Raw genomic sequence first — 24,905 nt, 5'->3', positions numbered from 1 at the left:
CCCCAATCCGGTGTAGTGACCCCATGGCACCGACAAACTTACCGATTGCATATATTTGTTTTCCCGACTACAAGTATGGCCGATGATTACGGTCTCGGAACACGTGGGTATCGTACCAAGTGTGTCCTGGTGCCCAAAGCCTGGGGCGTATCAGGACGCATCTTGAAGCGTCGTCGCGTCGACCGCAATCCAGCGAGGCCCGTCACCGACTACCCGCTTCGGTGCGGACCACCTAGCCGCGCTGCTTGGATAGTAGTGAATGTCATCGTTCGAAGAGTTCGTCGCGCAGGTCGTGACAGACGGGGTTGGAAAGACAGATCTGGGTGTCGGAAACGTAATGACAGTTATCAAATAATATTTTCGCCCTCCGCGTGTGGTCACTGAGACACGACTCGCGTCGGACCAGCGACGACTGAGTGCCACGGAGATTCAAATAGTGAGTCTGATATGTGTAACGAGAGCGTGTGCGCTTCGAGGCGTGTCCTCTACATATATCGATTTGATTAGATTTGAAGCCACGCCAAGTGAACGACACGGGTATTCCCGATGGCCGCCACGGCGCTACTGTTCCCGGGCCGGTATTTACGGTCCTTGACGTATTCGCGCTGACCGGGATCGATTTCTGCCCGCCACAGCACTGGCCCGACGGGCCGGCTACCGGGTTGCGAGCAGGTGTCGTCGGTGTGTGTACGAGCCCTCAAGGGGGTCACAATTCGGATTTTCGCAGATACATCCGTTTCATATCGGTGATTTCGACAGGTACACCCTGGGCAAATCACCGCTATTAATGGCGTGTGTCCAACTGGATCGCGACTAGATGGATTCGAGTTGTCGTTCGACGAATGGGGCTGCCAGGGCTGATACCCGTGGATATCGCGGAATGCTGAGCGACCGGGGGAGGCCCCCAGCCTGCGAAACCCATCTAGAATCGGTCATTCTGTGGGTTATCTAACCCCCGAAATCCGTCATACTTAGTCGTAGAACTGCTTACACGCTATGTCTGATCCGTTCCGGATTGCGTATGTGTCTCAAAATGGATGGAAGTTCCACTCTCTTAGCGCCCCGATATCCACCCGTTCAGCCCGGCTGGCAGGCCCTGGCTGGCTTCACGTCCGCGAATCCGACAACTAGTCTCGCTTGGGTCTATCCGTCGAATACAATAGCGGCCGGCGCGCTGGTATGATATCGCCGAAGACATCACTTAGGCTGCAATATTTCCACATCTGATGAAATCAAGTGGGTGCAGCGATAGCGTCAAACAATTACCGTGAGATGGCTGCGTTGGTGGTGTAGCAGGAGTGGTTCAATCCCGGAAAACTCTTGCTCAAGAATATTTACAATATTTGAATTGTTGTCGCAGCTGTAGCCGATATCGAGGCACCGTTCGGAACGGTCTCCACGCAGAGACTACGGACACGTTTTGGTTTAATATCCGATATATTTGGCACCACTCAAGCCGCGCCCAAGAGATACGCTTGGCTATGCCACAACCAATCAAAATCTGCAAATGATGTAGGGTGATGAGCTATCCGATCGACCGTACCCTCAGATTCAATTATTCCAAGATATCACGCCTGTTCTGAGACATACTATTCCCGATTGGATCCGAAGTCTCTGCCCGTTGGCCTTGGAGACAGAGACGCAATGGGCCGCCGATAGATGTATAATACTCAGAATAAGACCACATCACAACCGGCTCGATCCGTCGTGAAATAGACCACCGATTCCCTTCCCGTTTAGTTGGGCACAATGGTGAGCAGTGCTGTCACTCAGCCCCACCACTGAAACAGCGGGTGTTCGATGGCTCTCAGTTACCGCACTACCGAGAACGGATACGAATCCTAAACCGAGGCACTAAGATCGGAGCGCTGCGGGCGACGCAAGCCCCGCACCATAGGCAGCGTCCCCCNTCTCAGTTACCGCACTACCGAGAACGGATACGAATCCTAAACCGAGGCACTAAGATCGGAGCGCTGCGGGCGACGCAAGCCCCGCACCATAGGCAGCGTCCCCCACCTGCCGGCCCCGACGATAGTTTTTATCGGGGCACGAGGGAGTGCCCCCCTATGTCGACCGAAATCGCCGGAGAACACGGGGACGAATCGTTCCAAGAAACCACAACAGGCTCCTGCGAGCTGGCGGCCGGCGGGTTCACGCCGGAGACGGAAGTCATCACGGCAACGGGCCCGGTTGCGGTGGCGGATCTCGCTCCGGGCGATCTCGTCTACACGCTCGACCTGACGACGCAACTGGCGAAGTTGAAACCGGTAACGAACGTCCAGCAGGTCGCCTACGAGGACGACCTCGTTGCACTCGAAACGAGACGGTGTGACTTTCTTGTCCACCCAGATCACCGAATGATCTGCCGGACAAAGGGACAGGACGATCTGGAAATTCGAACGGCACGGAATCTCGACGCGTTCGAATACTACAAGCTCAGCAACGAGTGGCGAACGATCCCGGGAGAACGGCTTGGGGAGGTAGACATCACTGAGTTTCTCGACGACTACGAGATGTGTGCCGCGACGGACGTACATGGTCACACCGTGCGGCGAAAACTTCCAGATGGGTGTGAGCCGATACGGCGAAGCTCACATTTTGGATACTTTTTCGACCCGGAAACGTTCGAGCGATATCGGACCGATATCGAGGCGATCGCGACGGAAGTGACCATCCACGCCGGACCGAACTGCCATCGACGGCCGTATCGGTTTGACGGAGACGATTTCATCGAATTTCTGGGGTGGTTCGTTACGGAAGGAAGTGCAAGTGATTCGACGACCAGCGATACCATCCGGATACAGATCGCACAACAGGATCCCGACCACCGGCCGGCGATTCGCACACTCCTCGAACGGATGGGGTTGCTCGGAAGGGCCGACGACCAGGCATTCTCATTCTCGTCGACGGTTTTCGGCCGACTATTTCGGTCGCTGTGTGGAACTGAGTGCCACGACAAACACTTACCGTCACTAATCTGGCGGGTCGCACCGGACCAACAGCAACTGCTCTACGAGACCCTACTCGCAGGCGATGCGGATGGCGACGAGACCTACTATACGACAAGTGACCAACTCGCCGCACAGGTGTGTCGACTCCACGTCGAACTCGGCCTGAAGCCGCGGCGCTCGATCCGACGCGGCACCTGGCGAGTGCGCGGTCGAGCGGTGAACGATGGGTTTCAATCATCGCGGCACGTCCAGTACGTGCCGTATCAGGGGGACCTCTACCGACTGACTGTCGCCGACTATCCGTCGGTGTTGGCTGGCCGGAACGGCGTCTTTCAGTGGACGGGAGTGAGTGGGGTAGCGTAAGGTTCCATCGCGATTGGAGACGACTGTTACCGTCAGGACTGCGATTCGGGTTCAAGTCGCCAGAAGACCCTTTTGTCCATAGAACAACAGTTCTAGGTGGCGTCTCACGGAGTCACTACCATGAAAATCGGCTGTTTCGCCGTCGTCGATCCGTTCGAGACGATCGACCACCAGTTGGATAGGGTCGCAGAAATGGGCTTCGAGTATGCCGACGTAACTGACAACCACCCGGGTGGGTTGCTCGGTCGAGAGTTTGGGTTCGCGGCCTCCGTCAGCCTCGACGACAATCCCGACGATGTCAAGCGCCTGTTCGAGGAGCGCGGACTGAGCGTCACGTCAGTGTGCGCGCACGCGAACCTCCTCGACCCCTCGGCGCCCGGGCGCTACGCGACAGAGGAGGTCATGAAAGCCATCCGTCTGGCGGACGGCATGGGCGTTGACCACGTCATTACGACCGAGGGCGAGCCCAAGACCGAGTGGGGCGAAGGGCTCTCTCGTGACGAACAAGCCTTAGTCGTGGCGGAGAAACTCCACGAGCCGGTCCGACTTGCGGAGTCACTTGACGTGGAACTGCTTATCGAACCGCACGGGGAACTGACCGATCCGATCGAGGGGATGGAAACCGTCCTCGATGAACTGGGTCACCCCGAAACCGTAGGAGTCAATCTCGATACCGGCAACACCTGGCTCGGCGGCGCCGATCCCGTCGCATTCGCCGAACGGTTCCACGACCGCATCCGGCACGTCCACTGGAAGGACCTCCCAGCCGACTGGGAAGCGCGTCGCGGCGAGGAGTACGGCTGTGGCATGAGCCCCATTCCGCTCGGCGATGGCGTCGTCGACATCGAGGGCGTCTACCGGACACTAGCGGACAGCCCACACCTCGAACACGCGACACTGGAGATCGCCGGCGAGGACAACCTCGTTGCGAGCCGGGAATACCTCGAATCGCTCGGTGCCGAGTGAACCGGCACCCGCACAGTATTTCGCTGCCCCCCGATCAGCCCTCTCCGTGTTCGTGAATCCGAGAGGGTGGTGTCTCCAAAATCAGAATCGGGTTACCAGTGGCGATAGACCCAGAGCCCCAGCGCCGCCAGGCACCCGATACCGAGGAACGTGAGCCCCAAAGCGCCGAATCCGTACGCCAGCGCGACTGCAGGCGACCCCGGAAGGGCAACGACATAGATCATCGCTGCAACAGCAGCACAGATAGCTGCGAGCATCCCACCGAGAAACAGCGGGAAGTCGGGATCCAACCGGGCGGGCATATCGAATCCGTCAGCATGGCAGCCAGTAAAGACCCCGTTTCCGAACCCTCGTTCTCGCCGTCGGCTACGACCTCACAGTAACGACCGACCGCGAACGGGTCCGGCTCACCGTCGTCACGCGGGCGGTCGAGTGACGACCGGCATCCCTTTCGCAGCCGATGATGATACGAGTCCAATAGTGCCCCTCCAGTACCTCCTCCCCGCCATGGTCGCGTTTGTGTTCGTCATACTTGCGGACTATGCCGGCGCACTTCGGGCGTTGAATGTGTATTTCTATCCGGACCAGAACGGCGTCTTCCTCTCGGACGACTCCGATCCCCGAGCGACCGGTAGGTGTGACTAGCGCTACCGCAACGTCGGGGTGACAGCGGCGACATCGACCAGCAGGTCCAGCAGCGCGACGACGGATACCGGTCCGGTGACGACCATCCAGGGCAGACGGGCTCGTCGCCGGAACACTCACAGCACTCTTTATGACAGGTGGATTACTCTCGCTCGTCCGTCTGGTCCCTGATCTGATACGGATCGGTGTATGGCCGCCGCGAGAGTCGGGCTCCGATCTCCGCCCAATCGTCGTGATCGTCGTCTCCGTTCGTCCCGTCCGAGTATCCGAGGAACGTGACAGGCGAGTTGTAGTTCATGACACTGGGATACTCGTCGTGGTCGAACTCGTGCGAGTCGACACCGGCGGCGTAGATACCGAGGACGTGCCCCAGTTCGTGCATGACAACAGGCGTCGTCACGTCCGAGCGAGACTGGTCCGCGGCGTAGAACGAGTCGGTCGTCGCGAAACCGGCCTCTTCCATACCGTTATCAGGAACGTTCACCTCCTCGACGATCCGACCGTAATAGTAGCCAACGTTGTCGTGCCCACCACCGGAACAGCCGCGATCGATCGTTCCGGGAACTTCTTGGGGCGGTTCGGTCGTTCCATCACACTCCAGTTCATCGTCGAAGTAGACGTGGAGGTCGATACCGTCCCGGACTTGTGACTCGTCGACCGTCCCGTTTTCGAAAACCGCATCGACGCCGGTCGTCGTGTTCACCGACGCGTCTCTGAACCGCTGTTCCATCGCTTCGACATCCCGATCGGCGAGTTTCGTCTTGTAGTCGAGTTCGAGGTAGATGTCCTTCTCCAGCGGGTCGGCATCGGGGAACCGACTGGTCATGTTCACCTCGACTCCATCGGGGATCGAATCGCCATCGGTGTCCTGATACGCCGGCGCGGTCCCGTAGATCTCGATCTCGGCCGAGTCGTTCAGCGTGTCGCTATCGGAGTGTACGTCAGTGGGATCGGTGTTGTACCGCCGCAACTCGACGGTGTCGTTGAGTCCGTCTTCGTCGGTGTCGACCGACGCCGGGTTGGTCCGGTACTCCCGGGCCTCGGTTCCGTCGGCCAGTCCGTCGCCGTCGGTGTCGACCGCTGTCGGGTCGGACTCATACGTGTTGAGCTCCCGATAATCGTCCAGTCCGTCGCCGTCGGTGTCGGCCGCGGTCGGATCGGTCCCATGCTCAAGTTCCGCGCCGTCGTTGAGGCGGTCATCGTCCGTGTCCGCGGCCGCGGGATCGGTCTCGTGGACGCTGATCTCCGCAGTGTCGTTCAACTCGTCGCCGTCCGAGTCGATCGCCGTCGGGTCGGTACCGTACTCGTCGACTTCGGTGGCGTCGGCGATGTCGTCGTCGTCCGAGTGGACGGCCAGCGGGTCGGAGCCGTGGTCCTCGACTTCCTCTCTATCGGTCAGGCCGTCGTCGTCGGTATCGACGACGGTCCCGTTCGTCCCGTACTCCAGAACCTCCACTCCGTCTGACAGTCCGTCACCTTCGGTATCGGCCGTCGTCGGATCGGTTCCCACCGCCAGTTCCCTGCTGTCGTTCAATCGATCGTCGTCCGTGTCGACGCGGTCCGGGTCCGTCCCCAGCTCGCGCTCGCGAGCGTCGTTGAGCCCGTCGCCGTCGGAGTCCGGGACCGCCGTAGGGCTGGGCGTCGCGGTCGGACGCTGCGTCGTAGTCGTCGGCTGGCGGCCGCCTTCGGCAGTCGGCTGGTGCGTCGGCGTCGTCGAGGGGGTCGCGGCGGTCGTCACTTCGGGGGACGGCTGGTCCGGCACCCCGGACTGACCCCCCGCACCGAGGAAGCTACAGCCGCTGACTAAGAGTAACAGTACGACAAGTAATATCCGATACATGTCCTCACAACCTCGAACGAATCGACTTAAACGTTGGGAACGGTTAGAGCGTGACATTCGGGCGACACCGATCAGTAGAGTGATCAACGCGATACCGGATCCGCCACCCGCGGCGAACAGATAGACGTCGCAGCCGAGACCGATACCGCCGACGCAGACCAGCAACGGTCCCGCGAGCAGTGCCGCCGTCCAGTAGTCGATCATCGCGGTATGTGGTCCACGTCCGACCGAGTGACGACGGCACGACGGATCTCGAAACCCGGTTCCCTCGTAGGAACCCCTAAGAGCCGAGCGACCCAACGAACCGTATGGTCGACCCCGGCCGCGAGACCCAGTACACGGAATCGGACGTGATCGAGGTGTTCCGCGACCGCACCGACTACGCGGAGCCGCTCACCGCGAGCGAGGTGGCTGAACAGTTGGGCTGTTCCCGCCGTACCGCGCTCAACCGGTTGCACGACCTGCAGGACGAAACCGACGTGACCAGCAAGAAGGTCGGCGGCCGCAGTCGCGTCTGGTGGATCCCGGTCCGCATGGACGGGTGACCCGCTGGGCGGGACCCGTGAGGGATCGCCGCTCCGTTCGTGACGGTTTGTGGTTTCGGAAGATATTTTTCGCGCGGTAGCAAATTATGGCGTATGAGCGCCGAATCGACGGAAGAACGCATCCTCTCCGTGTTGGAGGAGGACGCCCAGGCCTCCTACGCCGAGATCGCGGATCGGGTCGAGGTATCCAAACCCACCGTCCGCAAGTACATCCAGCGCCTGGAGGACGAGGAGGTGATCGTCGGCTACTCCGCAGACGTGGACCCGAAGAAACTCCCTGGCCAATCCATCGCCCTCGTCGGGATGGACGTCGATAGCGGCCGCTACGTGGAGGCCGTCCGCGAGCTGAAGGAGATCGCGGCGATCGAGAAGCTGTACACCTCCAGCGGGGACCACATGCTGATGGCCGAGGTGCGCGGGCCCGACGGCGACGCCGTCGGCGACGTGATCGAGTCGACGATCAAGGATATCGAGGGCGTCACCGCCGCCCACCCCTCGTTCCTCCAGGAACGGCTGAAATGAGTCGGTGGCCGCCCGGCAGCGACCGCCACCTACGTAGTTAGGACCATCCATCATTATTATACCACCCGTCTATCGATCCATGTCGAAAGCACCCGATTCGATTCCGGACCCGGCAGACTACGAGTGGGAGTTCGAACAGGTCGACGACGTGGGGATTTGGTTCATGGAAGGCTGGCGTGGATTTGCCGACGAAGACCTCGAAGCGGCCAGCACGCACTACCGCGAACGCGGCGGTCGCGGGGACATCGACGCGACGATCGCGGTCTTCGGTGACGACACGAACCTCGGTAAGGAGACCCAGGAGTACATGGGCCGAGAGTGGTCGGCCAACGGCAAGCACACCGACGTCGACCGGATCGGATTCGTCTCCGAGGGCACTACGGCCATGGCGGTGGCGGCGAACGTGGACGTGTCCGGTGCGGAAGTCGACACGTTCGGCGACCTCGATGCGGCGGTCGAGTGGGCACAGAGCTGACCGCGACCGCGTTGGGTCGGTTCGCCCCTCGGGCAGTGCCCGCGCGCCACAGGGCTGGGAGGCGACCGGCGAACGAAAAGACGGTAGAGGTGGATTTTTACGCGCCGTTCCCCGAGAGGACGGTATGACCGCCCGCCTGGTGCTGGGGACCGGATCGCTGGCGGGGTCGCTCGTCGCCGAGTTGCGCGAGCGACGCAGCCGGCTGGCGGTGCTGGCCGACGACGAGAACGCGGTTCGGACCCTCCGCGAGGAGGGCGTCGTCGCCGAGGTGGGCGACCCGACGGACGAGGCCGTGCTCCGGGGGTGCCGGCGGCCGGACACGGTCGCCGTGGCGACGGCGAACCCTGAAACGAACGTGGCGGCCGCGGAGGCGACGGCGTCGGTCTACCCCGACGCGTTCGTGCTGGCGTACGTGCCGGCCGAGGCGACCGACGACCAGCGGGCGGCGCTGGCGGCGGCCGCCGACGAACTGGTCGACGCGCGGGTCGCCACGACCGACTGGCTGGACGACCGGGTCGGTGACGACGGACTCCGGACGCGGAAGCTGACGGCGGCGCTCCGGGACGTCGAGGGACGGCTCGCGATCGTCACTCACGACAACCCCGACCCGGACGCCATCGCCAGCGCGGTGGCGCTGGCACGGATCGCCGAGGCGACCGGCGTCGAGGCCGACGTGTGTTACTTCGGGAACATCACCCACCAGGAGAACCGCGCGTTCGTCAACCTGCTGGAGTTCGACCTGTCGCGCCTCGAACCGGGGGCGGACCTGGCGGCGTACGACGGCGTGGCGCTGGTCGACCACTCGCGGCCGGGGGTCAACGACGGACTGCCCGAGGAGACGGCCGTCGATATCGTGATCGACCACCACCCGCCCCGGTACCCCGTCGAGGCGCGGTTCGTCGACCTGCGCAGCGACGTGGGCGCGACGAGTACGCTGCTGGTCGACTACCTGCGGACGCTGGACATCACGCCGAGCCGCGAGGTGGCGACGGGGCTGCTCTTTGGCATCCGGATCGACACCGACGAGTACACGCGCGAGGTGAGCGTCGCGGACTTCGAGGCGACGGCGTATCTCGTCCCGCACGCCGACGCGGGGACGCTCGACCGCATCGAGTCGCCGAGCATGAGCGCGGACACGCTGGACACCATCGCGCGGGCGATCAGCGGCCGTCAGCGCCACGGACCGGCGCTGCTGTCGGGCGTCGGTGAGCTCACGGACCGGGACGCGCTCGCACAGGCGGCCGACCGCCTGCTCGACCTCGAAGACGTGACGACGACGCTCGTCTACGGCATCATGGACGGGACGATCTACGTCTCGGCGCGGGCGCGAGGGACCGACCTCGACCTGGGCGAGACGCTCCGGGACGCCTTCGGACAGATCGGGAGCGCCGGTGGCCACGCCGACATGGCCGGCGCGCAGATCTCGCTGGGGCTGCTGGACGCTATCGACGCCGACGACGAGTCGCTGTCGGAGATCCTCGACGCCATCGTGACCGACCGCTTCCTCGACGCGATGGGGTCGCGGAACCACCGCGTCCTGACGGGGCTCTACCCCGACGACTACCACGGGACCGGGCCGGGCGAACCGCTGTCGCTCGAGCGGATCGCCGGCGCCGCAGTGGGGAGCGACCGAGCCGGAGACGGCGACGACGACTCGGACCAAGCGGACGCGACCGACGACGACCCGGCGGACGGCGAGTCGCGGTAACGGCGGGCGGCGCCGTCGGTGGGCGGCGCCGTCGGTGGGCGTCGCCGACGGCCGGCGGCGTCGCCACCGTGCTGGAGCCGGTGTGTTTTTGGGTAGCGGACGCCGACTTCCGGGCAATGGTCGAGGAGGGAGCGCTGACGGTGAAAGACTACATGACTCGCGAGGTGGACACGGTGTCGCCGGACGATACCGTCGGCGACGTGGCCGCGCGCATCGCCGGGAGCACGGAACACAGCGGCTTCCCGGTCACCGACGGCCGTCACGTCGAGGGGTTCGTCAGCGCGCGGGACCTGCTGCAACAGCCGGACCACGAGCCCATCTTCAAAGTGATGAGCGACGACCTCCTCGTCGCGCACCCGGAGATGGACATCGACGACGCCGCCCGCGTCATCCTCCGGTCGGGCATCCAGAAGCTCCCGGTCGTCGACGACACCGGCAACCTCGTCGGCATCATCTCCAACGCCGACGTGATCCGCTCGCAGATCGAGCGCGCGACCCCGGGGAAGGTGGACAACCTGATGCAGACCCTGGAGAACATCCACGGCGTCGCCGTCAGCCAGGAACGGCGACAGGTCGCGCTGGCCGAACTGACGCCGACCCAGGCGAAGGTGTACGCCGACGAACTGGAGGGGCGGCGATACGAACTCGACCGCGGGCTGGCCGAACCGCTCGTGGTCATCGATAACGACGGCGACCTGTTGCTGGCCGACGGCCACCACCGCGTCAAGGCCGCCGCTCGCCTCGGCATCGACGAGATGGACGCCTACGTCATCGTCCTCTCCGAACGGGTGGACCTGGGGATGGCCAAGACCGCCCAGAAGGAGGATCTGTACTCCATCGACGACATCGCGGTCGTCGACTACGCCCACCACCCGCTCGTCCAGAAGACCAAGCGGCTCCAGGACTGAGCGTCGGCATCGGGGCCGTCCGTGACCGTCACAGAGATGCAAGGAGGAAGCCCACGACTTTAGTCGTGGGAGGAATCCGACAGGGGAGCTACCTGCTCACCCGGGCGATGGAGGAGGGGCTCCGCCTCTGGGAACTCCCGACCGGCGACCTCGCGCTGCTGGTCGGGACCGCCGTCGTCTACGTCGGCCTCGGCTACGGGCCTTCCAGTCGATGAGCGCGCGGGCCCGGCGCCAGGGACTGATGGGCCACTACTGAGCGCGATCCGGAGTCCGTTCGCTCTGGCACCGCCGTTCGGCCGGCTCACCGCGTCGGTAAGCCGGGATTACGACCGTTTACGGGGCGGTCGACCGCTCGCCACCGACGCGCCCGCCGTCCTGTCTCGGCGCCGCCGTCCCGCAACTACCCCCGAGCATCCGGTACGAAATCCCACGCGTCCGTCCACCGAGTCGCAGGAACCGTTTTGCCACTAGCTCGGTCTTACTCGGTCATGTCGCGGACACCCGCCCAGACCAGCCCGGGTTTGGGTACCCCTTCTCGTCCGGCCGCATCGCGGACCGGCCCGACCGCCCGGCACTCGCTCTACCGCACCGAATCGACCGATACACCGACCGTAGGACGACGTTATACCAGGCGTTCCGACCGGGTAAGGCCGTCGTACGGGGGGCGGTGACCGTGGCGGCCACGGTCCCGAAGTCGGACGGCGACCACGGGGAGTGTCTGCGAGCGGTTCGCGACGTGACTCTGCCGGACCGCGTCGCGTCGCTGGCGGACGCCTACGAGCGCCACTTCGAGGAGCGCGACCGGTTCCTCTGGCGGTGGTTCTACGCGCTCGCCCCGTCGTTCACGCTTTCGACCGTCGAGGAGTGCCACGCCGCGCACGTCCGCGAGCAGAAGACGATCCTGACGATGTACGTGACGGTGCTGGACGACCTGGTCGAACACCACGGCGACCGGGCGACTTTCCGGGAGACGCGCCGGTTGGCCTGCGACACGGTCCCGGCCGACCCCGAGCGGGCGGCCGTCGGCGCCGAGACGTTCGCGTTCGTCGAGCGCCTGTGGACCGAGTTCGAGGACGGCCTCGCCGAGGCGCCGCGGCGCGGGGAGTTCGCCGACCTGTTCGCCTACGACTTCCGCCAGACCGCCGACGCCATGGAGTACAGCGCGCTCGTCAGCGACACCCCGCACATGGCGAACCTGACGGGCGCGACCCGCTACGACGCACACAACATGGTGCTGTTCTCCTACGCGGACGTGGACCTGATGTTCTCGCCGTCGTTCGACCGCCGGGACCTGGGGAGCGTCCGCGACACGCTCTGGGACCTTCAGGAGATGGCCCGCATCGGTAACTGGCTCACCACCTGGGAGCGGGAGGTGTTCGAGGGCGACTTCTCGGCGGGCCCGGTCGTCGCCGCCATCGAGGGCGACGTCGTCTCACCCGAGGCGGTGGCCGCGGCTGACGACCCCGACGCCGTCGTCGAATCGATCCGCGAGAGCGGCCTGGAGGACCGGTTTCGCCGCCGCTGGCAGCGGATCCACGACGACGTGCGCTCGCGCGACGCCGACGCCGAAAGTGTCGACGTCGACGCGCTGATCGCGGGGATGGAGACCGTCTTCGAGTTCCATCTCGCTACGAAGGGGCTGAAGTAGTCGAACGGACGTTCCGCGTCGCCTCTTCGTCGCGAGCAGTATAGGGCATCTCGTTATCGCTGGTAGAGTAGATATCCTGCAACCAGAACGAAGGAAATGCCGACGACGAGTGGGGCGAGAACGAAGAGGGGATGCCATGGCGCACAGCCATCGCACCGTCCGGTTCTCACCTGTGCGGCGACCGTGAAGTGGGTATAACTTCCATAGCTAGCAAGTCCGAGGCCTCCCACGAGAAGCGCAGCTGTTAGGAGATCACCACTCTCCCAATCGCCCTCTGATAACGTTTTAAACGGTACCATGCAGCGAATTATCCCAGTGATATATGAATATCTTGTGAAAAAACAAGTAGTGGTGATACTGACACCCACGCGAGACTGAACGCGGGGATCCACCTCCCCCGAACCCTTATGCGCGCTCCGGCAATATTTGCGAGCATGTTCGACGACGACGACCTCGCGGCGATCCGCGAGGCCCGCGAGGAGTGGGAGTCCGAGACGCTCGACCCCGTCCTCGACGGCTACGGCGAGCGCTCCGAGCGGTTCGCGACGGTGTCGAACCACGAGGTCGACCGGCTCTACACGCCCGAGGACGTGGCGGATCTGGACTACGACGAGGACCTGGGCTTTCCGGGCGAGCCGCCCTACACCCGCGGGGTCTACCCGACGATGTACCGCGGTCGGACGTGGACGATGCGGCAGTTCGCCGGCTTCGGGACGCCGAGCGAGACCAACGAGCGCTTCCATTACCTCATCGAGGAGGGCCAGACGGGCCTCTCGACGGCCTTCGACATGCCGTCGCTGATGGGCCTGGACAGCGACGACCCGATGAGCGACGGCGAAGTCGGCCGGGAGGGCGTGGCCGTCGACACGCTGCGGGACATGGAGATCATCTTCGACGGTATCGACATCGGCGAGGTCTCTACATCCTTTACTATCAACCCCAGCGCGCCGGTGATCTACGCGATGTACGTCGCCATCGCCGACCAGCAGGGGGTTCCCCGCGAGGAGATCCGGGGGACGCTGCAGAACGACATGCTCAAGGAGTTCATCGCCCAGAAGGAGTGGGTCGTCCCGCCCCGTCCATCCCTCGATATCGTCGTCGACACCGTCGAGTTCGCCGTCGAACAGACGCCGAAGTTCAAACCGATCTCGGTGTCGGGCTATCACATCCGCGAAGCGGGGTCGACGGCGATCCAAGAGCTCGCCTTCACGCTCGCCGACGGACTGGCCTACGTCGAGGCCTGCCGCGAGCGCGGGCTCGACGTCGACGAGTTCGCCCCGCAACTGTCCTTTTTCTTCAACTCCCACAACGCTATCTTCGAGGAGGTCGCGAAGTTCCGCGCGGGCCGGCGGATCTGGGCGCGGCTGGTCGAGGAGTGGTACGGCGCCGAGAGCGACGCGAGCAAGGCGATGAAGTTCCACACCCAGACGGCGGGCCAGTCGCTGACCGCCCAACAGCCGCTCAACAACGTGGTCCGGGTGACGATTCAGGCGCTCGCCGGGGTACTGGGCGGCACCCAGAGTCTCCACACCAACAGCTTCGACGAGGCGCTAGCCCTGCCGAGCGAGGACGCGGTACGGGTCGCCCTGCGCACCCAGCAGATCATCGCCGAGGAGTCCGGCGCGGCCGACATCGTCGATCCGCTGGGCGGCAGTTTCGCCGTCGAGGCGCTGACCGACGAGATCGAGGCGGCGGCGATGGCGTACATCGAGGCGATCCGCGAGATGGGCGACGGATCGATGCGCGAGGGCGTGCTAGCGGGCATCGACGAGGGCTACTTCCACCGGGAGATCGGGGACTCGGCCTACGAGTACCAGGAGCGCGTCGAGGACGGCGAAGAGGTCGTCGTCGGCGTCAACGCCTACACGGTCGCCGAGGACACCGAAGCGGAGATCCTGCGAGTCGACGAGGAGGTCCAGGAGAAACAGCGCTCGCGGCTCGCCGAGGTGAAAGCCGAGCGCGACGACGAAGCGGTCGAGGACGCCCTGACCGCCCTCGACGACGGCATCGAGAGCGACGAGAACGTGATGCCCGCTATCGTCGACGCGGTTAAGACCTACGTGACGATGGGCGAGATCATGGACCTCTTCGAGGCCCATCACGGCAGCTATCGGGAGTCGATCGGCGTCGCCTGATCGAGGAGCCGTGCGTTCGGCCGTTCGACGAGCCCAACTCCGGCGAACGGATTCCTACAGCACGTCCTTGTTCACGAACAGGAGGTAGCCGACGACGGGGACGACGACCAGCCAGACGGCCAGCGCGGCGACGGCGTACCACTCGGAGACGGCGAGATAGTCGAGTTCGCCCGCCTGCGGGTTGGTGATCAGCGGGTGGAACTGGTCCTCGTTGAACAGCACGTTCACGACCTTCACGTAGGCGTTGAGCGGATCCAGCCGGCCGAGGTAGAAGTACCACTCGGGGTACGGTCTGAGACCCAGTTCGCCGTCGGGACGGGTGAGGTAGAGGCCGGCCCACTGCATGACGAGCCACAGGCCGCGGAAGAGAACGTAGGTGGAGATGATCCCGGTCGTGACCTGGGTCTCCGAATCCAGCACCGCCGAGAGAGCGAGACCGACGCCGACGAACAGCAGCCCGAACGCCAGCGTCGCGACGGCGAACAGGAGGAACGCGACGGCGTCGGGCTGGCGGAGGATTCCGAAGCCGACGGCGGCGACGACCAGCAAGCCGAGCGCCGTCGCGGCCGAAAGCAGCAGCGACCGGCTGAGGTACTTCCCCAGGTAGGCGTCGAACCGGGAGTTCGGCAGCCCGAGCAGGAACCGGACCGACCCGCTCTCGCGTTCCCCGATGATCGCGCCGTAGCTGCCGAGCATCGCGATGAACGGAAGGATCAGCGAGAGCATGCTCCCGATGAGGAGCATGATCGTATCGAACGATGGTGGCTGGCTTCCGGGCGACCAGAAGTCCGCGAGCGCGACGAGGATGGCGATCCCCGCGGTGACGAGGAAGACGGTCGCCGCGACGCCCTGGCCCAGTCGCGACCGCCGGACACCCAGCAGGTCGTCGCTCATGACGGTTCGCCAGGTCATAGCTCACCCTCCGCGGACGGCTCGGCGGGAGCGCGACCCCCGCGGCCGCCGCGCCCCTCGCGCGGGCCGAGCGTCGCCACTTCGAATATCTCCTCCAGCGACGGGTCGTCGGTCGTGAAGTCCGCGAAGCCGACGCCGGCCCGCTCGACGCGGTTCAGCGCCCGCAGCTTCGCGTCACCCCCGCGGGCGGAGACGAGGACCTGATTGTCGGTCGCCTCGACCTCCTCGACGCCGTCGATCCCGCGGAGTTCGGAGAGCAGCGACTCCGGCGGGGCGCGCTCGACGGTGACGGTGACGGTCGCGGCGTCGAGCTGGGCGCGCAGGTCCGTGACGCTGCCCTCGGTGACCATCTTCCCGTCCTTGAGGATGCCGACGCGGTCGCAGACCGCCTCGACCTGGTCAATGAGGTGGCTGGAGAAGAAGACGGTCGCGCCGCGGCGGTTCTCCTCGCGGATCACGTCGCGCAGTTCGCGGGTGCCGTTGGGGTCCAGCCCCGTCGACGGTTCGTCGAGGACGAGCAGGTCCGGGTCGCCGACGAGCGCCATGCCGATGGCCATCCGCTGGGCCATCCCCTTCGAGAAGCCGCCGGCCTTCCGGTCGGCGGTCTCCGGGATGCCGACGCGTTCGAGGATCTCGTCGGGGTCGTCGTCGGCCCCTTTCGCGCGGATAGCCCGCTCGACGTGTTCGCGGGCGGTGATCCGATCGTAGACGCCGTAGCCCTCCAGCAGCGCGCCCGTGCGCTGGCGGATCGCCTTGCTCTCGGCCTGGGCGTCGTGGCCGAACACGCGGGCCGATCCGGCGGAGGGCTGGGTGAACCCGAGCAGTACGTTGATCGTCGTCGACTTCCCGGCGCCGTTCGGGCCGAGGAAGCCGAATATCTCGCCCTCGGGGACCGAAAACGACAGGTCGTCGAGGGCGGTCACGTCGCCGAACCGCTTGGTCAGGTTCGAGATCTCGATTGCGGACATGGATGGAGGGGGAGACGGCGGGAACCGCGCTCGTGATCGAGATCTCTCGGGCGGCTGATAAGCGTACCGGGGATCGATCACGGTCGACTGGATTAAATTGATACGGGAGACACGAGAACGGCGTACCGAGAGGAACCAGAGCATGTCTGACGAATCCCCACTGGAGTCGCGGCTGACAGAACAGGAGTACTTCCGACCACCGACCGACTTCGTCGGTCAGGCCAACGTCAGCGACCCCGACATCTACGACCGCTTCGACGAGAACTATCCCGAGGCCTTCGAGGAGTACGCCGAACTGCTCGACTGGGACGAACACTGGGACGAGGTCCTCGACGACTCGAACCCACCGTTCTACGAGTGGTTCTCCGGCGGCCAGCTCAACGCCTCCTACAACTGCATCGACCGCCACCTCGACGAGCGCAAGAACCAGGCGGCGTTCATCTGGGAGGGCACCGACAGCGACGAGCGCCAGACGATCACCTATCAGGACCTGTACAACCGGGTCAACGCCACCGCGGCGTCGCTGCGGGACGTGGGCGTCGAGGAGGACGACGTGGTCACCTGCCACCTCCCGATGCTGCCGGCCCTGCCGGTGACGATGCTGGCCTGTGCCCGCATCGGCGCGCCCCACTCGGAGGTGTTCGCCGGCTTCTCCGCCCAGGCGCTGGCCGACCGCATCGACGACGCCGACTCGGACGTGGTCGTCACCTGCGACGGCTACTACCGCCGCGGCGAGTTCCTCAACCACAAGGAGAAGTGTGACGAGGCCCTGGAACTGGCCGAGTCCGACGTGGACAGCGTCGTCCTCTGGACGCGCCACGACGAGCTCCACGAGGACGTCGAGATCGACGGCGACGACCCGTACGTGCTGGCCGACGACCTGCTCGCGGAGAACGAACGCGCCCGCGTCGACCCGGTCTCCCGTGACGCAGAGGACCCGCTGTTCCTCATGTACACTTCGGGAACGACGGGCCAGCCCAAGGGCTGTCAGCACCGCACCGGCGGCTACATGTCCTACGTCACCGCGACCAGCAAGCACGTGCTGGATATCAAGCCCGAGGACACCTACTGGTGCGCCGCCGACATCGGGTGGATCACCGGTCACTCCTACATCGTCTACGGCCCGCTCGCCCTCGGGACCACTTCGGTGATGTACGAGGACACCCCGGACCACCCCCACAAGGGTCGTATCTGGGAGATCGCCGAGCGCTACGACGTGGACATCTTCCACACTTCCCCGACGGCGGTTCGGATGTTCATGAAGTGGGGCGCCGACTACGTCGACGAGTACGACTTCGACTTCCGACACATGACCACCGTCGGCGAGCCCATCCAGCCCGAGGCGTGGCTGTGGTACTACAAGCACATCGGCGACGAGGACGCCGTCATCGTCGACACGTGGTGGCAGACCGAGACCGGCGGCCACCTCATCACAAACCTGCCCGCGCTGAAGGACATGAAACCCGGCTCGGCCGGCCTGCCCGCGCCGGGTATCCAGCCGGCGCTGTACGACGACACCGGTGAGCCGATGGCGCCCGCCAGCGGCAAGGCCGGCAACCTCGTCATCGAGAAGCCCTGGCCGGGGATGCTCCAGACCGTCTACGGCAACGACGAGCGATTCATCGACGAGTACTGGCGGGACTTCTCCGACACCGACAGCGACGACCCCGAGGACTGGGTGTACAAGGCCGGCGACGGCGCCGTCCACGAGGACGACGGCTACTTCCGCGTCCTCGGCCGCCTGGACGACGTCATGAACGTCGCCGGGCACCGCCTCGGGACGATGGAACTCGAATCCGCCGTCTCGGAGGTGCAGGACGTGGCCGAGGCCGCAGTCGCCGCACGCGACCACGACGAGAAGGGCGAGGTGCCCGACGTGTACGTCGTCGTCCGCGAAGGCGTCTCCGCCAGCAACGAGGAAGTCCGCGACCGCATCATCGAGGCGGTCGAGGAGGAGATCGGCAAGTTCGCCCGGCCCGACCGCGTCGTCTTCGTCGAGGACCTCCCGAAGACCCGCTCGGGCAAGATCATGCGTCGCCTCCTGGAGAACATCTCCAACGGTGACGAACTCGGGAACACCACCACGCTGCGCGACCCGTCGGTCCCCGAGGAGATCCGCGATCAAGTCCACGGCGACGACTAGGAACCATCTTTTTCCCGTCCGGGTTTCCTCGGTCGTGGTCCGAGAGAGCAAAGCTCTCTCGTCATCTGCTCACGGACGCTGCGCGCCCGTTCGCAGGTCCGTGGGACTCCGTGAGTCCCACGCTCATGACGAAAGAGCGCGTAGCGCTCTTTCGAACGACTCCGCTCACTGCGGGAACCCGGACAGCAAAAACATGGGCGAAAACACCGTCAGAGCTCACTCTGACGTTGGCGACTCTCGTGTTCCTCGTGAGTGGAGCGAACGAGGACTGAGGAGAGCAAGCTCTCCTGGCGGACTAAACGGGCGAGGCACGCTCGCGACGGTCTCTGCGGTCTCGGAAGTAAATCTCGCTGACACGATCTGGACTTTTCCGTCTCGACCGCCTCTAGCCGATCGAGATGAACAGGATCGACGGCGCACGGCTCTTCGTGGAACAGGCGTTCGAGACGGACCCGAACATCTCCCTCAAGGCGTCGCTGGTCGTCGTCACGGTCGCTCTCCTCGTCGCGTAGTCCGGTCGGAGTCGGGTCAGCCCAGGTACTTGTTCTCCGCGTCGACCGTGTTGGGCAGCCGCTCGGTCGAAGAGCCGAACGTCGCCGCCGCGTCGTGGGCGTCGAACGGCTCTATCGGTGCGGGCTCGTCCGCGTCTCGCTCCCGTCCGGTCGTAGTTTCGTCGGTCGGACTCTCGGCTGTCGGTGCGTCTCGGGTCTCGGGGGTCGCGTGTGTGCTCATCTGCTGTGTGATGTCGAAGGCGGTCGGCGAACTGGACGACGCTGTCGAGGGGAGAGAATCAGCGTACTGCTACTACGAACGTCGTCCGTGACATCTGTCTACCCCAGTCGAGGACGGCATATATAATAAATGTTCGTGATTTATTGCCGTCGCCAGCGAGGACCGTCCGTCACTCGTCGGTGACCGGCGCTTCTATCCCGCTGACGACGATCGATATCCGGTTGCCGGTGTCGTTCGTGGTGTGGACTTCACCGGCGACGACGAGCCCCGCCTGGGCGGTCGGCCCGACCGCGATGGGGTCGCCGACGTCGACGGAGGGCAGGGCGGTCTGGAACTCGATCCACGCCCGGCAGTCCGACGGGTGATTCACGTTCGTGAAGGAGACGCTCTCGACGGTCGCGTCGACGCGCTCGAAGCCGTGGGCGACCGTCACCGACTCGCGGTCGGTGTCCGGATCTCGGTCCAGCACCCGGAACGCCTTCTCGGTCGGTTCGTACCCGCCGGTCGGGCCCGCGACGCCCTCGACCAGACCCAGCGATTCCAGCTGGGGCATCTTGTTCCTGATCGTCCCCGGCGTTCTGTCCATCCGCTCGGCGAGGACGCTCGAGTTCACCGGTGAGTCGCGCTGTTGATACTCGTTGACCAGCACTGTCAGCGTCCGCCGCTGGGTCTCGTACAGGTCGAGGGAATCTGCACTCATCTACTACCGTATCCGGGCCGCAGCCCTATCGATATTTGGGTCAACCCGCTTTTTGCGCTCGGGGGCATCGCGAGCGCAGCGGCGGGACCACTCACGCGTTCTCGGATCACGCCCGGGGGGCCATCCCAGAGGGACGGTCTCGAACCGGTTCCTACGATATCAACTAAAATAATCAGAGAGACTGTTCAAAACAATCGATCCGAGTACGTCTCCGCGGTCGGTTCGGTGCCCCGTGTCGATCCCGTTCGTTCGGCACCCCTCTTTCGGAGCGACCCGTTCGACCCGCGGCAGTCGGAGTATCGGATCTGAAAACGGTGAACGACCGCCGGCGGTTAAGACGGGCGCCCGCCACCCACCAGTGGATGACGCACACGAATCGATTGCTACGGCGAACCGGACTCGCGGTGCTCGGGGGTACCGCGGTGGGGTCGACCGTCGCCGGAACCGCCATGGGGGCACCGGTGGTCCAGTCGCAGTCGCCGGATATCTTTTTCGCCACGAGCGAGATCGCACAGGTGATGCTCTCTATCGCCGCAGTGAGCTTCGCCGTCCTCGCGGCGCGGATGTACGGCGGGGAGATCGGGAAGGCGATATACACGGTGAGCGGCGGCGTGATACTGTTCAGCACCTGGCAGCTGTTGAACGGCGCCTCCCAGCTCGCACAGATCCAGGGACCGCCGGCTCGCTTCGGCAGCACCGTCAACCTCGTCGTGACGATCCTCCTGCTCGCAGGGTTCTACATGCTTTACGAGACCATCAACAGCGCGACCACCACCTGACATGAGTTACGAACACCTCGCGGGACGGCTCATCGAGACCCAGCGGTCGATGCTCGGGCCCTCGGCGGTCGACATCGCCCGCTCGATCGGCGGTATCGCCGTCGACGACGACGGCACCGTCACCGAGATCGGCGACGACAAGCGGGCCGCCGTCGACACGCTGGCTCGGCGATACGTGGACATGCTGGGCGACGCCGCCGAGTCGCGACTGCGCTCGGCGGCCAGGGAGTTCGAGGACGAACTCCTCCTGCCACCTTCGCTCGGCGGCCCGGACCCCTCCGAACGGCCACGTCACGACCGAGCGGCCCCGGGACCGGGCACGGCCGCATCCCCGTCCGCCGGGCACGCCACCGGTGCGGTCTCCGACGGCGGTACCGTCGCCGTCGGCCCGTCCCCGACCGATGACGAGTTCTCCGACGCCATCGACCGGACGAACGGCGTCGAATCGGGGGGGCCGTCCGGGGACGACTCCGAAGTCGACACCGTCTCCGAACCCGTCACGGTCGAGTACACCGTCGCGAGCGACCTCAGTGGCGTGGTCGCCGACGACCTCGACTCGGTGTACCTGCTCCCGGAGTCCGGCGACGGCTGGCAGGCGCCGATCAGCGTCGAGAGAGCCGTGGTCGACCTCGTCTCGGAGACGGCGACCGTGAGCGACGCGACTGTCGCCGGCGTCGTCGACGCCATCGACCCCATGCGCCTCGTCGCGACGCTGGACGGGGACGCCGGGGAGACGGTGTCGTTCGTCCACGACGGGATCGCCGTCACGTTCCACCGGAGCGGGTCGCTGGCCGTCCACTGAGCCGTCGTTCGAAACCGGCACACGCGCGGAGAAGAAAGCGAACGCCGCGTTACTGATAGTCGACTTCGCCGTCGCCCTCGCCGATCCACCCGCCGCGGTCCGGCTCGCGCGACTCCAGCGGGTCGATGTCCTTGTACCAGGGAACGTTCTTGAGCTGTTCCTTGTCGAGGACGAACTCGTCTTTGGTGTCGGCGGTCCACTCGAAGTTCTGCGTCAGCAGGATGGCGTCGACGGGACAGACCTCCTCGCACAGGCGACAGTAGATGCACTGGCCGATGTGGAGGTTGTACTGTTCGCCGTTGCGCTGGTCGTCGGTGACGATCTGGATGGTGTCGTTCGGACAGACGTTTTCGCACTGGCGACACCAGATGCAGCGCTCCTGGCTGAACTTGTGGACGCCACGGAAGCGCGGACTCACTTCCGGCGGAGTCTCGGGATACTCGACGGTGAACGTCTCGCCGTCGAGCGCGTGTTTCATCGTCGTTGCCATCGACTTGAGGATGCCTATCATTGGGGGTCACCTCCGCGGGTCACCGGTGTCGAGGTCATGCGTTGACCACCCCGACGATGACCGCGGTCAGGATCAGGTTGGCGAACGAAAGGACGAGCATGCCCTTCCAGCCGACCTGGATGAGCTGGTCGATACGCAGCCGGGGGATCGCCGACCGAGCCCACTGCGTGAACAGGTAGACGGAGATCATCTTCAGGAAGAACCAGACGACGCCCGGGAGTACCGGCCCCGAGGCGCCGCCGAGGAAGATCGTCGCGATGATCGCACCGCCGAGGAAGATGTGGATGAACTCGCCGAGGTAGATGAGCACGAAGTACACCGAAGAGTACTCCGTCTGGTAGCCGGCGACGATCTCCGTCGGCGCCTCCGGGATGTCGAACGGGTTGCGCCCGACCTCCGCCAGGTTCGCGATCAGGAACAGGACGAACGCGAAGGGGTTGACGAACGCGTACCACGACGGGATCGGGATCCCGCCGAGGTTCACCAGCGTCTGGCGCTGCATCTCGACGATAGTCGACATCTGTAGCGAGCCGGCGAAGATGACCACCGACGCGCCCGTCAGCACCAGCGGGATCTCGTAGGCGAGGTTCTGCGCGACCGCGCGCAGCCCGCCGAGAAACGAGAACTTGTTGTTCGACGCGTAGCCGGCCATCAGCAGGCCACCGGAGGCGATCGACGCGACCGCGAACACGTAGGCCAGCCCCGTCTCGGGGTCGGCCAGCTGCAGGTTGTTCCCGAAGGGAATGACCGCGAAGCCCAGCAGCGCCGAACTGGCGATGACCAGCGGCGCCAGGTCCCAGGCCGGGCGGTCGACGTCTTCGGGAACGATGAGCTCCTTCGAGAGCAGCCGCACTGCGTCGGCCGGAATGATCAGCAGGCCGTAGGGCCCGTGGCGGTTGACCGCGATGCGGTCCGTGAACGCGGCGGTGATCTTCCGCTTGCCCCAGATGCCGAGCACGGCGGTCATCGACAGCAGGACCGTCGCGATGACGCCCGCGGCGGCGATGCTCGTCACGATGATGACCCACGTCTCGTTGATGTCGAGGCCGAGCAGGTCGGCGATGATCTTCGGGAACGGCGTCGCGGACTGCAGCGGCGCCATTACCGGTCGACCTCCCCGAGGACGATGTCGAGGCTGCCGAGCGAGGCGATCATGTCCGGGATGTACTCACCCTCGGACATGACCGGCAGGGTCTGGAGGTTCGAGAAGCACGGACTGCGGATCTTGAAGCGAGCGGGCTTGTCCGTCCCGTCCGAGCGCATGTAGATGCCGAGTTCGCCCTTGGCGCCCTCGACGGCCCGGTAGATCTCCGTGTCGGGGTCCGGGCGCAGCGTGCGCGGAACGTTCGACTGGATCTCCCGCTCGTCTTCCGGCCAGTCCTCTAGCAGGTCGACGCACTGCTCGATGATGCGGGCGGACTGCTCGACCTCGCGCATCCGGCAGAGCAGGCGCGCGAAGTTGTCGCAGCCGTCTTCGGTGACCACGTCCCAGTCGAGCTGGTCGTAGTAGCCGTAGGGGTCGTCCCGTCGCAGGTCGTAGTCGATGCCCGACCCGCGAGCGACTGGCCCCGTCGCACCGTAGGACTTGGCCTCCTCCGGCGGCAGGACGCCCGTGTCGACCGTCCGCATCTGGAGGATCTCGTTGGAGGTGATCATGTCGTGGTACTCGCCGAGCCGCTCGGGGAGCTCGTCGACGAAGTCGCGGATCTTCTCGAAGAACTCCTCGCGGGGCTCGGGCAGGTCCCACGCGACGCCGCCCAGCCGCAGGTAGTTGAACATCAGCCGCTGCCCGGTCAGGTCCTCGAGGATGTCCTGGACGACCTCGCGGTCGCGGATGGCGTACATGAAGATCGCGGTGAAGTCGCCGTAGATGTCCAGCGCGAACGTCGCCAGCGCGAGCATGTGGCTCGCGATCCGGCACAGCTCCGCGGACATCGTCCGGACGACCTGCGCGTACTCGGGCACCTCGATGTCCGCCATGTCCTCGGCCGCGCGGGCGTACGCCCACTCGTTGAGGATGCCCGCCGAGATGTAGTCCCACCGGTCGGGGTAGGGCATGATCTGGTGGCGGTAGGTGCCCTGCTGGCACATCTGCTCCTCGCAGCGGTGGAGGTAGCCGATGTCGGGGTCCAGGTCGGCGACCTGCTCGCCGTCCAGCACCGTCTCGATGTGGAGCACGCCGTGGGTCGCCGGGTGGTGGGGACCGATGTTGAGGAACATCGTGTCCGTGTCGTCCTGCCCGCGGTGGTCCTCCTGGAGCGGGTTCGCGTGCTCGCGCAGCGTGACGACCTGCGGCTCCTCGCCGCTGAAGTCCTGGGAGAGCGGATGGCCCTGCCAGGTCTCGGGCAGGAGGATGCGCCGCATGTCCGGGTGGCCCTCGTAGTCGATCCCGACGAGGTCGTAGGCCTCACGCTCGTGCCAGTCGGCCGTGCGGTAGACCGGTTCGGCGGTCTGGCTGACCGGATCGTCTTTCGGCGTGGGGACGACGACCGACACCTCCTGGGTGGGGTCGTCGTACTTCTTGAGGTGGTAGATCGACTCGTAGCGGTCGTCGTACTCCTGTGCGGTGACCGACGAACAGTGGTCGAAGCCCGCCTCGTCACGGAGGGGGAAAAGGGCGTCCTGTACCTGTCTCTTATACACATCTCTGAT

Annotated in this window: 23 protein-coding genes; 14 read left to right on the top strand and 9 right to left on the bottom strand. The window is 64.9% G+C overall.

Going from position 1 to position 24,905, the window contains the following annotated elements; translation table 11 throughout:
* The first annotated feature begins 2,066 nt into the window (after positions 1–2,066).
* Both C475_RS18390 and C475_RS18385 read left to right on the top strand, forming a co-directional pair.
* On the top strand, positions 2,067–3,314 hold the full coding sequence (locus C475_RS18390; protein WP_006885382.1) for a Hint domain-containing protein: 1,248 nt from the start codon (positions 2,067–2,069) through the stop codon (positions 3,312–3,314).
* A 120-nt stretch (positions 3,315–3,434) separates the two neighbouring features.
* Positions 3,435–4,280, top strand: coding sequence for a sugar phosphate isomerase/epimerase family protein (locus C475_RS18385; protein ID WP_006885381.1), 846 nt, complete (start codon positions 3,435–3,437; stop codon positions 4,278–4,280).
* A 92-nt stretch (positions 4,281–4,372) separates the two neighbouring features.
* On the opposite strand, the gene C475_RS18380 is transcribed toward C475_RS18385, so the two are convergent.
* Complete coding sequence (locus tag C475_RS18380; protein WP_006885380.1) at positions 4,373–4,582, bottom strand: hypothetical protein; 210 nt, start codon at positions 4,580–4,582, stop codon at positions 4,373–4,375.
* Between the two features lie 178 nt (positions 4,583–4,760).
* Here C475_RS18380 and C475_RS24495 point away from each other — a divergent pair, with 178 nt between their 5' ends.
* Positions 4,761–4,925 (top strand): hypothetical protein, encoded by a 165-nt coding sequence (locus C475_RS24495; RefSeq protein WP_006885379.1) that lies wholly within the window; start codon positions 4,761–4,763, stop codon positions 4,923–4,925.
* Between the two features lie 142 nt (positions 4,926–5,067).
* On the opposite strand, the gene C475_RS18375 is transcribed toward C475_RS24495, so the two are convergent.
* Positions 5,068–6,765, bottom strand: a complete 1,698-nt coding sequence (locus C475_RS18375; RefSeq protein WP_152436491.1) for a hypothetical protein — start codon at positions 6,763–6,765, stop codon at positions 5,068–5,070.
* Positions 6,766–7,073: 308 nt separating this feature from the next.
* On the opposite strand from C475_RS18375, the gene C475_RS18370 reads away from it, so the two are divergent.
* The 8 genes from C475_RS18370 to C475_RS18340 all read left to right on the top strand — a co-directional run bounded on the left by C475_RS18370 (position 7,074) and on the right by C475_RS18340 (position 14,706).
* Positions 7,074–7,310: an HTH domain-containing protein gene (locus tag C475_RS18370; RefSeq protein WP_006885377.1), complete on the top strand. Its 237-nt coding sequence runs from the start codon at positions 7,074–7,076 to the stop codon at positions 7,308–7,310.
* Positions 7,311–7,403: 93 nt separating this feature from the next.
* On the top strand, positions 7,404–7,832 hold the full coding sequence (gene lrpA1, locus C475_RS18365) for an HTH-type transcriptional regulator LrpA1 (protein WP_006885376.1): 429 nt from the start codon (positions 7,404–7,406) through the stop codon (positions 7,830–7,832).
* A gap of 79 nt (positions 7,833–7,911) precedes the next feature.
* The gene (locus tag C475_RS18360) at positions 7,912–8,307 is read left to right on the top strand and encodes a hypothetical protein (RefSeq protein ID WP_006885375.1); all 396 of its coding nucleotides are present in this window, start codon (positions 7,912–7,914) and stop codon (positions 8,305–8,307) included.
* A 124-nt stretch (positions 8,308–8,431) separates the two neighbouring features.
* A complete protein-coding gene (locus C475_RS18355; RefSeq protein ID WP_006885374.1) occupies positions 8,432–10,015 on the top strand; it encodes a DHH family phosphoesterase in 1,584 nt (527 codons plus the stop codon).
* Positions 10,016–10,131: 116 nt separating this feature from the next.
* Positions 10,132–10,923, top strand: coding sequence for a CBS domain-containing protein (locus tag C475_RS18350; protein WP_006885373.1), 792 nt, complete (start codon positions 10,132–10,134; stop codon positions 10,921–10,923).
* Positions 10,924–10,988: 65 nt separating this feature from the next.
* Entirely contained in the window at positions 10,989–11,138 is a 150-nt protein-coding gene (locus tag C475_RS24015; RefSeq protein WP_161625214.1) for a hypothetical protein, read from the top strand.
* Positions 11,139–11,659: 521 nt separating this feature from the next.
* Positions 11,660–12,571, top strand: a complete 912-nt coding sequence (locus C475_RS18345; RefSeq protein WP_235728479.1) for a hypothetical protein — start codon at positions 11,660–11,662, stop codon at positions 12,569–12,571.
* A 434-nt stretch (positions 12,572–13,005) separates the two neighbouring features.
* The gene (locus tag C475_RS18340) at positions 13,006–14,706 is read left to right on the top strand and encodes an acyl-CoA mutase large subunit family protein (protein WP_006885371.1); all 1,701 of its coding nucleotides are present in this window, start codon (positions 13,006–13,008) and stop codon (positions 14,704–14,706) included.
* A gap of 54 nt (positions 14,707–14,760) precedes the next feature.
* Here C475_RS18340 and C475_RS18335 read toward each other — a convergent pair whose 3' ends face one another.
* Positions 14,761–15,618 carry an ABC transporter permease gene (locus C475_RS18335; protein ID WP_006885370.1) on the bottom strand — a complete coding sequence of 286 codons (858 nt, stop codon included), beginning with the start codon at positions 15,616–15,618 and terminating at the stop codon, positions 14,761–14,763.
* Entirely contained in the window at positions 15,615–16,586 is a 972-nt protein-coding gene (locus C475_RS18330; RefSeq protein WP_006885369.1) for an ABC transporter ATP-binding protein, read from the bottom strand. Before C475_RS18330 ends, C475_RS18335 begins: the two co-directional genes overlap by 4 nt.
* A 142-nt stretch (positions 16,587–16,728) precedes the next feature.
* Between C475_RS18330 and acs the strand changes: the two genes are divergently transcribed.
* Positions 16,729–18,729 (top strand): acetate--CoA ligase, encoded by a 2,001-nt coding sequence (gene acs / locus C475_RS18325; protein ID WP_006885368.1) that lies wholly within the window; start codon positions 16,729–16,731, stop codon positions 18,727–18,729.
* A 528-nt stretch (positions 18,730–19,257) separates the two neighbouring features.
* Here the strand turns inward: acs and C475_RS18320 are convergent.
* Positions 19,258–19,461, bottom strand: coding sequence for a hypothetical protein (locus C475_RS18320; RefSeq protein ID WP_006885367.1), 204 nt, complete (start codon positions 19,459–19,461; stop codon positions 19,258–19,260).
* A gap of 169 nt (positions 19,462–19,630) precedes the next feature.
* Positions 19,631–20,161, bottom strand: coding sequence for an HTH domain-containing protein (locus C475_RS18315; protein ID WP_006885366.1), 531 nt, complete (start codon positions 20,159–20,161; stop codon positions 19,631–19,633).
* A 362-nt stretch (positions 20,162–20,523) separates the two neighbouring features.
* On the opposite strand from C475_RS18315, the gene C475_RS18310 reads away from it, so the two are divergent.
* Together C475_RS18310 and C475_RS18305 are read left to right on the top strand one after the other, a co-directional pair.
* Positions 20,524–20,940 (top strand): hypothetical protein, encoded by a 417-nt coding sequence (locus tag C475_RS18310; protein WP_152436490.1) that lies wholly within the window; start codon positions 20,524–20,526, stop codon positions 20,938–20,940.
* A 1-nt stretch (position 20,941) separates the two neighbouring features.
* Entirely contained in the window at positions 20,942–21,742 is an 801-nt protein-coding gene (locus tag C475_RS18305) for a hypothetical protein (RefSeq protein ID WP_006885364.1), read from the top strand.
* A 49-nt stretch (positions 21,743–21,791) separates the two neighbouring features.
* Here the strand turns inward: C475_RS18305 and C475_RS18300 are convergent, their stop codons facing one another.
* The 3 genes from C475_RS18300 to C475_RS18290 form a co-directional block, all read right to left on the bottom strand.
* A complete protein-coding gene (locus C475_RS18300) occupies positions 21,792–22,253 on the bottom strand; it encodes a NuoI/complex I 23 kDa subunit family protein (RefSeq protein ID WP_006885363.1) in 462 nt (153 codons plus the stop codon).
* 34 nt (positions 22,254–22,287) lie between these two features.
* Positions 22,288–23,346 (bottom strand): complex I subunit 1/NuoH family protein, encoded by a 1,059-nt coding sequence (locus tag C475_RS18295; protein WP_049930919.1) that lies wholly within the window; start codon positions 23,344–23,346, stop codon positions 22,288–22,290.
* An 8-nt stretch (positions 23,347–23,354) separates the two neighbouring features.
* On the bottom strand, positions 23,355–24,905 hold a 1,551-nt coding region (locus C475_RS18290), incomplete at its 5' end, for an NADH-quinone oxidoreductase subunit D (protein WP_006885361.1).

Origin of the sequence: Halosimplex carlsbadense 2-9-1 (genome assembly GCF_000337455.1) — an archaeon.
Classification (GTDB): domain Archaea; phylum Halobacteriota; class Halobacteria; order Halobacteriales; family Haloarculaceae; genus Halosimplex; species Halosimplex carlsbadense.
Note: the sequence above shows the minus strand (reverse complement) of the source record. Positions and strands in the feature narration are given on the sequence as shown.

What these genes read in the sequence shown, in the direction of transcription:
- C475_RS18335 (WP_006885370.1), bottom strand. Translation starts at nt 15,618, where the DNA reads ATGACCTGGCGAACCGTCATGAGCGACGACCTGCTGGGTGTCCGGCGG.
- C475_RS18385 (WP_006885381.1), top strand. Translation starts at nt 3,435, where the DNA reads ATGAAAATCGGCTGTTTCGCCGTCGTCGATCCGTTCGAGACGATCGAC.
- C475_RS18390 (WP_006885382.1), top strand. Translation starts at nt 2,067, where the DNA reads ATGTCGACCGAAATCGCCGGAGAACACGGGGACGAATCGTTCCAAGAA.
- C475_RS18380 (WP_006885380.1), bottom strand. Translation starts at nt 4,582, where the DNA reads ATGCCCGCCCGGTTGGATCCCGACTTCCCGCTGTTTCTCGGTGGGATG.
- C475_RS18355 (WP_006885374.1), top strand. Translation starts at nt 8,432, where the DNA reads ATGACCGCCCGCCTGGTGCTGGGGACCGGATCGCTGGCGGGGTCGCTC.
- acs (WP_006885368.1), top strand. Translation starts at nt 16,729, where the DNA reads ATGTCTGACGAATCCCCACTGGAGTCGCGGCTGACAGAACAGGAGTAC.
- C475_RS18315 (WP_006885366.1), bottom strand. Translation starts at nt 20,161, where the DNA reads ATGAGTGCAGATTCCCTCGACCTGTACGAGACCCAGCGGCGGACGCTG.
- C475_RS18370 (WP_006885377.1), top strand. Translation starts at nt 7,074, where the DNA reads ATGGTCGACCCCGGCCGCGAGACCCAGTACACGGAATCGGACGTGATC.
- C475_RS18360 (WP_006885375.1), top strand. Translation starts at nt 7,912, where the DNA reads ATGTCGAAAGCACCCGATTCGATTCCGGACCCGGCAGACTACGAGTGG.
- lrpA1 (WP_006885376.1), top strand. Translation starts at nt 7,404, where the DNA reads ATGAGCGCCGAATCGACGGAAGAACGCATCCTCTCCGTGTTGGAGGAG.
- C475_RS18300 (WP_006885363.1), bottom strand. Translation starts at nt 22,253, where the DNA reads ATGATAGGCATCCTCAAGTCGATGGCAACGACGATGAAACACGCGCTC.
- C475_RS18305 (WP_006885364.1), top strand. Translation starts at nt 20,942, where the DNA reads ATGAGTTACGAACACCTCGCGGGACGGCTCATCGAGACCCAGCGGTCG.
- C475_RS18320 (WP_006885367.1), bottom strand. Translation starts at nt 19,461, where the DNA reads ATGAGCACACACGCGACCCCCGAGACCCGAGACGCACCGACAGCCGAG.
- C475_RS18340 (WP_006885371.1), top strand. Translation starts at nt 13,006, where the DNA reads ATGTTCGACGACGACGACCTCGCGGCGATCCGCGAGGCCCGCGAGGAG.
- C475_RS18350 (WP_006885373.1), top strand. Translation starts at nt 10,132, where the DNA reads ATGGTCGAGGAGGGAGCGCTGACGGTGAAAGACTACATGACTCGCGAG.
- C475_RS18310 (WP_152436490.1), top strand. Translation starts at nt 20,524, where the DNA reads ATGACGCACACGAATCGATTGCTACGGCGAACCGGACTCGCGGTGCTC.
- C475_RS18375 (WP_152436491.1), bottom strand. Translation starts at nt 6,765, where the DNA reads ATGTATCGGATATTACTTGTCGTACTGTTACTCTTAGTCAGCGGCTGT.
- C475_RS18330 (WP_006885369.1), bottom strand. Translation starts at nt 16,586, where the DNA reads ATGTCCGCAATCGAGATCTCGAACCTGACCAAGCGGTTCGGCGACGTG.